Consider the following 10,848-nt stretch of genomic DNA (forward strand, 5'->3'; position numbering starts at 1 on the left):
AACTGGTTCATCACTCAGATCGAGGTGTGCAGTACTGCTCGGCGCTTTATCAAAAGCTCCATGCCAAGCATGGCATCACGTGCTCAATGACTGATGGCTACGACTGCTACCAAAACGCCCTGGCAGAGCGGGTCAACGGCATCTTGAAGACAGAGCTCTTGCTCCACCGGCCGACAGACTTGGCGCAAGCAGAACAAATGGTGCGGGAGGCGATCCTGATCTACAACCAGGAGCGCCCGCACCTGTCCTTAAAATACAAAACGCCCGATGCGGTGCATCGGGCGTTAGGGTGAAACAGGTGTAAACCTATTTCAGGACTAGACACCGCCAAGCCTTACTGCGCTTTGGTCTCGGTGCTTGCCGCCGGTTTGGCCGCTGGCTTCTTCGCCGGTTCAGCTTTTTTCGCCGCAGGTTTCGCTGCAGGTTTTTTCGCTTCGGTCTTGGCCGCCGGTTTCTTCGCTGCTGGTTTGGCTGCCGCTTTCTTCGCCGGCTCGGCTTTCACCGGGGCCGCTGGCTTCGGTGCTTCCACCGGGGCTGGCGCAGGGGCCGGAGCCGGTGCAGGCGCTGGGGCGGCTGGAGCAGGTGCCGGCTCTGGCGCTTTCACTGGCTCTGGCTTCTTGTCGTCGTCCGAACCGCCGAACAGGTTGGTGAAGAAGTTGCCTTTCTTCGCCGCTACTGCCGCGCCCGCACCCGCCGCTGCGGCGGTGGCCGCTGCCGGGCCGACCTTGGCCGGTTCGAAGGATTTGCCCGCCGCCAGGTCTTCAACCTGACTGGCTGCGCGCTGACCGGTGCGCAGTGCGCCTTCCAGGGTGCCCGGGTACAAGGTGTCGGTGTGTTCGCCGGCAAACGCTACGCGCTGCAGCGGACGCTCCCACAGGCGCCAGTATTTGCTGATCTGGCCAGGGCCGAAGGCCAGGTAGGAACCACCGGTCGATGGATCGGTGCTGTAGCGACGGATTTCATAACCGGTGAACGAGCCACGGGCCTGTGGATAAAAGGTGTGCAGGCGAATCAGCACCTGATCGACCATCTGCTTGTCGCCGAAGGCCTGCATGACGCGGGCGTTATCGCCGGACAGGTTGATCACCACGTTGGCGCCGCCCTTCAGAGCCGGCTCGATCCACAACATGCCAAGGCCAGTGTTGCTGTAGATCTCGCCGGACATCCGCGCCTTGCTTTCCCATACCGGCGTCTTGAACTTCAGCATGATCTGGTCGCGCCAGCCGTAGTTGGTGCCCTTGATCGCGGCCAGGTGCTGGGCGTCCAGCGCCGGAGTCAGCTGGATCTTGTTGAGGGCGCGCAACGGCACCGCCAGCACAACGTAATCGGCCTGGTAGCCGACGCTGCCGACCTTGACGGTCACGCCGTCCTTGTCCTGGGTGATGGCAGATACTGGCGAGTTGGTCTTGATGGTTTTCAACTGTTTGACGAAGGCCTGGGCCAGCACCGGGCTGCCACCGACCAGACGCGAAGCGCGCAGGTCACGGTCGGACACGCCGCGATACACCCGGCTCTGCTGTGCGAAGTACAGCAGCGACAGGCGCGAAGGTTCGTCGTAGTGGGTGCGGATATCCTGGTTGATCAGCTGACGCGCGGTGGCCGGCAGGTTCTGCTTGTCGAGCCAGCTCGAGACGTTGATCTGGTCCAGGGCGTGCAGGGTGTTGGTCGCCGCCGGGTTCTGCGGATCGTCGATCGAGCGCGCCAGATCGTCACGGGTTTTCTCGTAACGCTTGAGCGCTTCGGCCGTGGCGGGCTGTTTGGTGGTCAGGTCGGCGGCGGAGAAATACTCGCCGTCGATCAGGTAACCCGGAGTCCGTACGAATTCAGGCGCCGGCGTGGTGCTCAGCTTGAACGTCGAAACGTACTTGTTCAGCACCGGTTGAGTCTTGTCGTTGCCGATCCACTCGCTGGTGGCCATGCCCGAGCGACCGCCCAGACTCGGCTTGGCTTCGAGCAGCGTGACCTGCCAGCCCTTGTTTTGCAGTTCGTAAGCCGCCGTCAGGCCCGACAGGCCGCCGCCGATCACGATTGCGGTTTTATCCTTGGCCAGCGCCGTAACGCTGAACAGCCCCAACACCACCAGCGCACAGGCGCGCAGCCAACCGACAGACATTCAGCGAACTCCGGAAATACACGTAGGAAAAAGCAGTTTTGCGGGTCAGACGACCCAAAGAACCGCGAAGAATACGTCAGCCATCAAAACGCCGCCAGCGACGTCTATCGGCCCATACAAAGTAGCTCAATCGACACAATGGGTTGTTCCGGCGCGATGCATTGCATAGGCTTGCGCGATTGTTTGCCCGCGCCTGACGCGAGCCGCCTCGAGGAGACTGAACATGGGCCTGAACAACCAGTGGATGCAACGCGATCTCGCGGTGCTGTGGCATCCCTGCACCCAGATGAAAGACCACGAACAGCTGCCGCTGATCCCGATCAAGCGCGGTGAAGGCGTCTGGCTCGAAGACTTCGAAGGCAAGCGTTATCTGGATGCGGTCAGCTCCTGGTGGGTCAACGTGTTCGGCCACGCCAACCCGCGCATCAACCAGCGCATCAAGGATCAGATCGATCAACTGGAGCACGTGATTCTGGCCGGTTTCAGCCATCAGCCAGTGATCGAGCTGTCCGAGCGTCTGGTGAAGATGACGCCGGAAGGCCTGAACCGGGTGTTCTACGCCGATAACGGTTCGTCCTGCATCGAAGTCGCGCTGAAAATGAGCTTTCACTACTGGCTCAACCGCGGTCAGCCGAACAAGAAACGCTTCGTCACCCTGACCAACAGCTACCACGGCGAAACCATGGCGGCGATGGCGGTTGGTGACGTGCCGTTGTTCACCGAAACCTACAAAGCCCTGCTGATGGACACCATCAAGGTGCCGAGCCCGGATTGCTACCTGCGCCCGCAGGGCATGAGCTGGGAAGAGCATTCGCGCAACATGTTCGCGGCCATGGAACAGACGCTGGCGGAAAATCATGACAGCGTCGCTGCGGTGATCGTCGAGCCGCTGATCCAGGGCGCCGGCGGCATGCGCATGTATCACCCGGTGTACCTCAAGCTGCTGCGCGAGGCCTGCGACCGTTACGGCGTGCACCTGATCCATGACGAAATCGCCGTTGGTTTCGGTCGCACCGGAACGATGTTCGCCTGCGAACAGGCCGGCATCCGCCCGGACTTCCTGTGCCTGTCGAAAGCCCTGACCGGCGGTTATCTGCCGTTGGCGGCGTGCCTGACCACCGACGAGGTGTACAGCGCGTTCTACGACGATTACCCGACCCTGCGCGCCTTCCTGCATTCGCACAGCTACACCGGCAACCCGCTGGCGTGTGCGGCGGCGTTGGCGACCCTGGATATCTTCGAACAGGACAACGTGATCGAAAACAACCGGGCGCTGGCTCGACGCATGGCATCGGCGACGGCGCATCTGGCGGATCATCCGAATGTTTCGGAAGTCCGGCAGACCGGCATGGTCCTGGCGATCGAGATGGTCAAGGACAAAGCCACGAAAGAGGCTTATCCGTGGCAGGAACGTCGCGGCCTGAAGGTGTTCCAGCATGCGCTGGAGCGTGGTGCGCTGCTGCGTCCGCTGGGCAGCGTGGTGTATTTCCTGCCGCCGTACGTGATCACCCCGGAGCAGATCGACTTGCTCGCCGAAGTCGCCAGCGAAGGCATCGACATTGCCACCCGTGACAACGTCAGTGTGGCGGTGCCGAAGGATTTTCATCCGGGTTTTCGCGATCCGGGCTGATCCAAACACTTAAGTTGACGGCTCGTTCCCATGCTCTGCGTGGGAACGCCTCACAGGACGCTCTGCGTCCGCTCTTGGGACGCAGAGCGTCCCGGGCTGCATTCCCACGCGGAGCGTGGGAACGATCTAATCAGAGAGACCCGAAATGAGACTGTCCCGCTTTTTTATCGACGCCCCGCTGAGCACTGGCGAACACGAACTGCCGGAAGCCCAGGCGCATTACATCAGCCGCGTGCTGCGCATGGCCGAAGGCGATTCGGTGCAGTTGTTCGACGGCTCCGGCCATGAGTTTCGCGGATCGCTGGTGGAAGTCGGCAAGAAGCGCGTGGTGGTGCAGATCGACGAGCAGTTCGCCGGTCAGGTCGAATCGCCGCTGCACATCCACCTCGGCCAGGGCCTGTCCCGGGGCGAGCGGATGGACTGGGCGATCCAGAAAGCCACCGAACTGGGCGTGACTGAAATCACCCCGATCTTCAGCGAGCGCTGCGAAGTCCGCCTCAAGGACGAACGCGCCGACAAACGCCTGCTGCACTGGCGTCAGGTGGCGATCAGCGCTTGCGAGCAATGTGGTCGTTCGCGGGTGCCGGTGATTCATCCACCGCTGTTGCTGGCCGACTGGCTAAAGCAGACCGAAGCCGAACTGAAACTGGTGCTGCACCCGGTGGCCGAACCGCTGATCAGCCATGCCAAGCCATCAACGCTGGCGTTCCTGATCGGCCCTGAAGGCGGCCTGTCCGACGCCGAAGTCGAGCAGGCCAAGGCCAACGGCTTCCACGCCGCCCGCCTCGGCCCGCGCGTGCTGCGCACCGAGACCGCGCCGGTTGTGGCACTGGCGGTGGCGCAGCAACTGTGGGGTGATTTCTAACCCGTCACTGCACCGGATCACTGGTTGGTCTGGCGATGATTGCCTTGAGTTCGCTGGTCATCGGGAACTCAAGGTTCAGGCCCTTCGGCGGGATCGGCTGTTCGAACCACTTGCGGTAGATCCCGTTGATCTCCCCCGAACTGTACAGGTCGGCCAACACGCCGTTCACCAGCGCAAGAAACTGCGGATCATCCTTGCGCACCATGCAGCTGTAGATTTCCCGCGATTGTTCCTCCCCCACCACGACCCAGTTGTGCGGATCGCGTGCCTTGGCCCGCTCGCCGTAGAGCAACGCATCGTCCATGTAGAACGCCGCCGCGCGCCCCGATTGCAGCATCTGGAATGCCTCGCCGTGATCCTTGGCGCTGATGACGAACATGTTCAGTTCGTGGTCGAGGTTGTAGCTCTTCAGATAGCGCTCGTTGGTGGTGCCGGCGGTGGTCACCACGTTCTTGCCGCGCAGGTCATCGAAGCTTTTGATGCCGCTGTCCCTGGCAGTCAGGAGCTGACCTTTGACGTAGATAAAACCGTAGGAGAACGCGACCTGCTTCTGCCGTTCGGCGGTTACCCCGGTGGAGCCGCATTCAAGGTCGACCGTGCCGTTCTGAACCAGCGGAATCCGCGTCTGCGACGTCACCAGGTTGTACTTCACCTTCAGCTCCGGCAACGCCAGTTGCTGCTGGATGCGCTCGACGATCTTGCCCGCAAGCTCCACCGAATACCCCATCGGCTGCCCGGTGTGATCGCCCACATACGAGAACGGCACCGACGCATCGCGATACCCCAGGGTAATGCTGTTGGCGCTGGCAATCTTGCCGAGCGTACCGGTCAGCGGCACTTCATTGGCCTGAGCCTGAGCACCGAAAACCAGCGCCAGAGTGCAGCCGAGCAACGTGATTTTTTGCATTGTTATTCTCCGTTGTGGGTGGGGTGTTTTAGCAGAAACCGTCACGCCGCACGGGGATTGAACCCGTGCAGATCAATGGATGTGCGCTGCTCGCCGATCAGTTCGCTGAGCAACTGCCCGCTGCCGCAGGCCAGGGTGAAACCGAGCGCGCCGTGGCCGAGGTTGAGCCACAGATTGCGATAGGCCGTGGCGCCCAGCAGCGGAACGCCGGTTGGCGTGGCCGGACGCATGCCGGCCCATTCGACGGCGGCGTCATAGTGGCCGGCGTCGGGAAAGGTGTCGCGGGCCTGGCGCTTGATCAGCGCCAGTCGCTCGGGGTCCACCGCCGGGTCGAAACCGACGATGTCGACCATAGCCGCCACGCGCAGTTGTTCGCCGATACGCGCGTAGACGATCTTGCGGTCGTAGTCGGTGATACTCACGTCCGGCGCCCGGTGCTCGTTGCCAATCGGCACGGTCAGGCTGTAGCCCTTCAGCGGATACAGCGGCAGGCGCAGGCCGGGCAGCGCGAGCAACGGGCTGCGATGGCCGGCGGCGATCACCAGTTGTTCGACCGGTAAAGTCTCTTCGCCAAGTTCAATGGCCGTGACGGCGCCGTGACTATGGCGAATGCCGGTGACTGCCTGACCGAGACGAAATTCGCAACGGCCCGACGCCTTCAATCGCGCCGCCAACTGTTGGCAGAAGCCGTGACAGTCGCCTACTTCTTCATCCGGCGTGTAGATCGCGCCCACAAACGGCGCATCGGTCAGTGCCGGCTCCAGCCGCGCACATTCGGCGGCGGACAACACCTGCTGTTGTTGCGGATCGGCCAGGCCCTTGCGTGCATGGTCGAAGCTGGCGGCGTTGCGGAAAGTCACCAGTTTGCCGTTGCGTCGCCAGTTGAAGCCGACGAGTCCGTCGTCCTCACGCCAGCGTTTCAGCGTGCTCTGGCTGAACAGCGCCAGACGCAACAGATGCGCGGCGTTTTCGCGGTTGACCGAGGTGCGGCACGCGGCGAGAAACGAGGCCATCCAGCGCCACTGCGCCGGGTCCAGGCGCGGGCGAAGTTTCAGCGGTGAGTCGCCACGCAGCATCCAGCCGATTGCCTGCAACGGCACGCCGGCATCGGCCAGTGGCGCGACGTAGCGGTAGGACAACTGGCCGCCGTTGGCGAAACTGGTTTCACTGCCCAGCGACTGCCGCGCCTCGACCACTGTCACTTCGAAACCGTCGCGCACCAGCGCCCAGGCCGTTGCCAGCCCGATCACGCCGCCGCCGATGATGCACACACGCTGAGCCATGTCCGTCCTTAATCGTTCTTGAAGACGAGGCCGAGGTTAGGGTGAGGTGACAGGCGCCGAACAATGAATAAAGATGCCAAACCTATAAAAAAAGGTTATGGGATCGTCATGCGCCTTCGTCATATCGAGATTTTCCAGGCCATTCGCCAGACCGGCTCGGTCAGCGCTGCTGCGCAGTTACTGCACGTCTCGCAACCGGCGGTGACCAAGGTGCTGCAGCACGCCGAGCAGCAATTGGGCTTTCCGTTGTTTCTGCGGGTGCGCGGCAAGTTGCAGGCGACCCCTGAAGCGCTGGAACTGGAACGCGAAGTCGACAAGGTCACCGAAAGCCTGCAAGGCGTACGGCGTCTGGCCCAGAGCCTGCGCCGAGCACCCGGTCACAGCCTGCGGATCGGCGCGACCCCGGCGCTGGCGCTGTCGTTGCTGCCGCCGGCGATCCAGCAGTGGACCGCGCAATTCCCGGACATCGCCTGCGAACTGTCGAGCGCCCACAGCCGCGAGCTGATGCAGAACCTGCTGATGCGCGAAGTGGACGTGGCGCTGACGTTGCAGTTGCCGGACCATCCAGGGCTGAAGGCCCAGGCTTTGGCCTCGGGGGTTCTGGTGGCGCTGGCGCCGAAGGGATATTGGCCGGAGGAAGATGCCGGTCAGCCGTTGCCACTGATGGCGTTGGCCGGGGCGCCGCTGATCGGCCTGTCCAGCGCCGATCCATTGGCCGCCCGCCTCGATAGTTATCTCGAAGCGGTCGAGCCACCGCCTCGGGTGCGGATTGCCGTGCAGACGTACTCACTGGCGCGGGCGATGGTGGAGTCTGGCGCTGGTGTCACGGTGATCGATCCGTTCACCGCGCTGGGTGCCTCATCGGCCACCACCACTATCCGCCCTCTCGCCCCGCCGCTGCCGATCACGCTGTACGCGGTGACTCGCGCCACCGAACCACCGCCACATACGCTGAATGATTTGCTGCAGATCTTCAGTCAGCGCGCCAGCGAACAACTCGGCCGACTGATAGGCGCTTAAAGGACGTAAAACAGAATCGCCACAAAGTGCAGCAAACTCCCGGCGATCACGAACAGATGCCAGATCCCGTGGGCATGCCGCAACCGGTGATCAAGGGCAAAGAAGATGATCCCCACGGTGTACAGCACGCCACCCGACGCCAGCCAGGCAAACCCCGCCGTCCCGAGCGCGGCGATCAGCGGCTTGACCGCCACCAGCACGATCCAGCCCATCACCGCGTAGATCACGATCGACAGGATCCGCGCCTCCGAGCGTGGCTTGATCTCCTGCAGGATGCCGATCAGCGCCAGCCCCCAGACAATCCCGAACAGCGTCCAGCCCCACGGCCCGCGCAGGGTCACCAGGCAGAACGGCGTGTAACTGCCGGCGATCAGCAGGTAGATCGAAAAGTGATCGACCTTCTTCATGATCGCTTTCTTGCGCCCGCGCACGCTGTGGTACACGGTGGACGCGCTGTAAAGCACCAGCAACGTAAAGGCATAAATCGCCACGCTGACGATCTTCCAAGGGCTGCCGTCGAGGCTGGCAATCACCAGCATCCAGACGCCCCCGACAAACGCCGCTACCGCACCGACCAGATGCGTCCAGGCGTTCAGTTTTTCTCCGTGATACATGTGTCGCACACCTCGATTTCGTTACCGCAACGCGCAAGGCTCGGGCCTTGAGCGTAAAAGCGCAATGTTTCCGTTCAACGCAGGCAGGCACCTGTCCTGATATTTGGGCACAATCGAGCGATACCAAGAAGAGTCCGCGCCATGCTGATCGACGAAGAATTGACCCTGAAGAAACTCGAGGTGTTCCTCGCCTTCATGCGCACCGGCAACCTCGCCCGCGCCGCCGCCGAGTTGCAGACCAGCAACGTCAGCGTGCACCGCGCGATCCATTCGCTGGAAAGCGCCCTGCGCTGTCCGCTGTTCAAGCACGAAGGGCGCAACCTGACGCCACTGGAAAGCGCCTACGTGCTCGAGGAGCGGGCGCAGAAGCTGATTCAGGACGTGGTCGAAAGCGTGCGCCTGACCCGCGAAGCCGCCGGGTTCTCGGCCGAGCGCTTCAAGCTCGGTTCGCTGTATTCGCTGACGGTGAAAACCGTGCCGCAGCTGATCATGGGTTTGAAGATCCGCCGCAGCGAACTCAACATCGACCTGATTCTCGGCTCGAACATCGACCTGCTCTACAAGCTGAAAAACATGGAAGTCGACGCGATCCTGGTGTCGCTGGACGACACCGTCAACGACCCGGACTGCGAGCAGATTCCACTGTTTTCCGACGACATTTTCCTCGCCACTCCGGCCGATTCGCGCTTCGCCCAACGCAGCGAAGTGGATCTGGCGGAGGTGCGCGACGAAACCTTCATCACCCTGACCCAAGGCTTCGCCACTCATCAGGACGGTATTCGGGTGTTCAGGCAGGCGGGGTTCGAGCCGAAGGTGGCGATGCAGGTCAACGACATCTTCACCCTGCTGAGCATGGTCAGCTCCGGGGTCGGTTATGCGTTGCTGCCGGGGAGGATTGCGGCGGTGTACGAGAACCGGGTGAAGCTGATTCCGCTGCAGGAGAAGTACCGGTTGCAGCAGCACATTGGGGTGGTGTTTTTGAAGGCTAAAGAGCGCGATCCGAATTTGCTGGCGTTGTTGGCGGAGTGTCGGATGTATGCGAATCGCCAGACCACCTAATGATCGCGGCTGATGATCGTTCCCACGCTCCGCGTGGGAATGCAGCCCGGGACGCTCCGCGTCCCAAAAGCGGACGCAGAGCGTCCAATGAGGCATTCCCACGCGGAGCGTGGGAACGATCATGAGGGCGCTTTTGACGTTCAGCCAACAATCCCGCGAACAATGAAGAACAGCAGCGAAGGCCCAAGCAAACACCCAAGTCCGGTGTGAAACGTAGCCGTCAACGCCCCATAAGGCACCAACCGCCGATCCGTCGCCGCCAGCCCCGCCGTCACGCCACTCACCGTCCCGGCCAGCCCGCCGAACACCATCGCCGAGCGCGGGTTATCCAGGCCCATCCAGCGCGCCGCCACCGGCGTGCCGACCATCACCAGAATCGCCTTGATCAACCCGGTGGCAATCGACAGCGCCATCACATCCGACGTCGCGCCAATCGCCGCACCGGTCACCGGGCCAACAATGTAAGTCACCGCACCCGCGCCGATGGTGGTCATGCTCACCGCATCGCGATAACCGAACGCGTAAGCCATGCACGCGCCGACAATGAACGGCAGGATCGTGCCCAGCAGCAGCGCAATCACCCCGATCATCCCGGCCTTCTTCGCTTCGGTCGCCTGCACTTCAAACGCCGTGGCAACGATGGCGAAATCCCGCAGCATCGCGCCGCCCATCAGGCCGATGCCGGAGAACAGCGTCAGGTCCGCCAGGCCCTTCTGCCCGCCGGTCATGGTGCCGCCGACCCAGGCCAGCACCAGGCCGATGACGATGGCAATCGCCGAGCCGTGAATCCGTCCGAACGTCAGGCGTTTGGAGAGGATCACCGAGACCCACATGATCACGCCGACGAAGGCGAACGCGGTGATCAGACCGTTGTGTTCCAGACCCTTTTCAATGAGATCCCACATGTCAGCGACCTCCTACCGGTGTGCCGACCGGGGAGATTTCCGCCGGCTCGTCGGGCAAAGGCTCGCCTTTATGGGTGCGGCTGATCAAAGCAATCGTGCAGCCACAGACCACCACCGAACCGATCGCCGCCAGCACCGCCACCGGGCCGCCGTGCAGGGCGGTGACGACGTTCTGTTGCGCGGCCATCGCCACCACCACCGGAATGTACATGGCGCCCCAGAAGCCGACGCCCATCTCGCAATCCTTGGTCATGCCGCCGCGTTTCTGCATCCACAACCGCGCGCAGATCAACAGGATCATGGCGATGCCGACCCCGCCGACGTTGGATTTGACGCCCAGAAGAACACCGAGCATGTCACCCATGATCACCCCTGCCAGCGTACAGATCGCCAGCAGCGCCACACCGTAAATAATCATTGTTGTAGTCCTCAAAGTGCATCGTCGAATTGTT

General features: G+C 62.4%; 10 protein-coding genes and 1 pseudogene. 5 read left to right on the plus strand and 6 right to left on the minus strand.

Annotated elements, in window-relative coordinates; all coding sequences use genetic code 11:
* Positions 1–321, plus strand: a pseudogene (locus BMZ46_RS14845) (integrase core domain-containing protein); the annotation flags it as partial.
* Between the two features lie 13 nt (positions 322–334).
* Here the strand turns inward: BMZ46_RS14845 and BMZ46_RS14850 are convergent.
* Positions 335–2,113, minus strand: coding sequence for a flavin monoamine oxidase family protein (locus BMZ46_RS14850; RefSeq protein WP_039767959.1), 1,779 nt, complete (start codon positions 2,111–2,113; stop codon positions 335–337).
* Positions 2,114–2,336: 223 nt separating this feature from the next.
* Here BMZ46_RS14850 and BMZ46_RS14855 point away from each other — a divergent pair, with 223 nt between their 5' ends.
* Positions 2,337–3,743: an adenosylmethionine--8-amino-7-oxononanoate transaminase gene (locus BMZ46_RS14855; protein WP_074690190.1), complete on the plus strand. Its 1,407-nt coding sequence runs from the start codon at positions 2,337–2,339 to the stop codon at positions 3,741–3,743.
* 145 nt (positions 3,744–3,888) lie between these two features.
* Positions 3,889–4,608 carry a 16S rRNA (uracil(1498)-N(3))-methyltransferase gene (locus tag BMZ46_RS14860; protein ID WP_074690188.1) on the plus strand — a complete coding sequence of 240 codons (720 nt, stop codon included), beginning with the start codon at positions 3,889–3,891 and terminating at the stop codon, positions 4,606–4,608.
* A 4-nt stretch (positions 4,609–4,612) separates the two neighbouring features.
* On the opposite strand, the gene BMZ46_RS14865 is transcribed toward BMZ46_RS14860, so the two are convergent.
* Complete coding sequence (locus tag BMZ46_RS14865) at positions 4,613–5,515, minus strand: transporter substrate-binding domain-containing protein (RefSeq protein WP_039767956.1); 903 nt, start codon at positions 5,513–5,515, stop codon at positions 4,613–4,615.
* Positions 5,516–5,556: 41 nt separating this feature from the next.
* Entirely contained in the window at positions 5,557–6,798 is a 1,242-nt protein-coding gene (locus BMZ46_RS14870) for a D-amino acid dehydrogenase (protein ID WP_039767955.1), read from the minus strand.
* Between the two features lie 108 nt (positions 6,799–6,906).
* On the opposite strand from BMZ46_RS14870, the gene BMZ46_RS14875 reads away from it, so the two are divergent.
* The gene (locus tag BMZ46_RS14875) at positions 6,907–7,818 is read left to right on the plus strand and encodes a LysR family transcriptional regulator (protein WP_074690222.1); all 912 of its coding nucleotides are present in this window, start codon (positions 6,907–6,909) and stop codon (positions 7,816–7,818) included.
* On the opposite strand, the gene BMZ46_RS14880 is transcribed toward BMZ46_RS14875, so the two are convergent.
* Positions 7,815–8,432, minus strand: a complete 618-nt coding sequence (locus tag BMZ46_RS14880; RefSeq protein ID WP_011336351.1) for a PAQR family membrane homeostasis protein TrhA — start codon at positions 8,430–8,432, stop codon at positions 7,815–7,817. The genes BMZ46_RS14875 and BMZ46_RS14880 overlap by 4 nt on opposite strands.
* Before the next feature lie 141 nt (positions 8,433–8,573).
* Here BMZ46_RS14880 and BMZ46_RS14885 point away from each other — a divergent pair, with 141 nt between their 5' ends.
* Complete coding sequence (locus BMZ46_RS14885) at positions 8,574–9,491, plus strand: LysR family transcriptional regulator (protein WP_074690186.1); 918 nt, start codon at positions 8,574–8,576, stop codon at positions 9,489–9,491.
* 140 nt (positions 9,492–9,631) lie between these two features.
* On the opposite strand, the gene madM is transcribed toward BMZ46_RS14885, so the two are convergent.
* Both madM and madL read right to left on the minus strand, forming a co-directional pair.
* Positions 9,632–10,396 (minus strand): malonate transporter subunit MadM, encoded by a 765-nt coding sequence (madM, locus tag BMZ46_RS14890; protein ID WP_007953314.1) that lies wholly within the window; start codon positions 10,394–10,396, stop codon positions 9,632–9,634.
* Position 10,397: 1 nt separating this feature from the next.
* The gene (madL, locus tag BMZ46_RS14895) at positions 10,398–10,814 is read right to left on the minus strand and encodes a malonate transporter subunit MadL (RefSeq protein WP_008063455.1); all 417 of its coding nucleotides are present in this window, start codon (positions 10,812–10,814) and stop codon (positions 10,398–10,400) included.
* Positions 10,815–10,848: the final 34 nt, after the last annotated feature.

Origin of the sequence: Pseudomonas sp. NFIX49 (assembly GCF_900115915.1) — a bacterium.
GTDB lineage: Bacteria > Pseudomonadota > Gammaproteobacteria > Pseudomonadales > Pseudomonadaceae > Aquipseudomonas > Aquipseudomonas pharyngis.

Excerpts from the sequence above, each read along its gene's own strand:
- BMZ46_RS14850 (WP_039767959.1), bottom strand. The coding sequence starts at position 2,113 with ATGTCTGTCGGTTGGCTGCGCGCCTGTGCGCTGGTGGTGTTGGGGCTG.
- BMZ46_RS14855 (WP_074690190.1), top strand. The coding sequence starts at position 2,337 with ATGGGCCTGAACAACCAGTGGATGCAACGCGATCTCGCGGTGCTGTGG.
- BMZ46_RS14860 (WP_074690188.1), top strand. The coding sequence starts at position 3,889 with ATGAGACTGTCCCGCTTTTTTATCGACGCCCCGCTGAGCACTGGCGAA.
- BMZ46_RS14865 (WP_039767956.1), bottom strand. The coding sequence starts at position 5,515 with ATGCAAAAAATCACGTTGCTCGGCTGCACTCTGGCGCTGGTTTTCGGT.
- BMZ46_RS14870 (WP_039767955.1), bottom strand. The coding sequence starts at position 6,798 with ATGGCTCAGCGTGTGTGCATCATCGGCGGCGGCGTGATCGGGCTGGCA.
- BMZ46_RS14875 (WP_074690222.1), top strand. The coding sequence starts at position 6,907 with ATGCGCCTTCGTCATATCGAGATTTTCCAGGCCATTCGCCAGACCGGC.
- BMZ46_RS14880 (WP_011336351.1), bottom strand. The coding sequence starts at position 8,432 with ATGTATCACGGAGAAAAACTGAACGCCTGGACGCATCTGGTCGGTGCG.
- BMZ46_RS14885 (WP_074690186.1), top strand. The coding sequence starts at position 8,574 with ATGCTGATCGACGAAGAATTGACCCTGAAGAAACTCGAGGTGTTCCTC.
- madM (WP_007953314.1), bottom strand. The coding sequence starts at position 10,396 with ATGTGGGATCTCATTGAAAAGGGTCTGGAACACAACGGTCTGATCACC.
- madL (WP_008063455.1), bottom strand. The coding sequence starts at position 10,814 with ATGATTATTTACGGTGTGGCGCTGCTGGCGATCTGTACGCTGGCAGGG.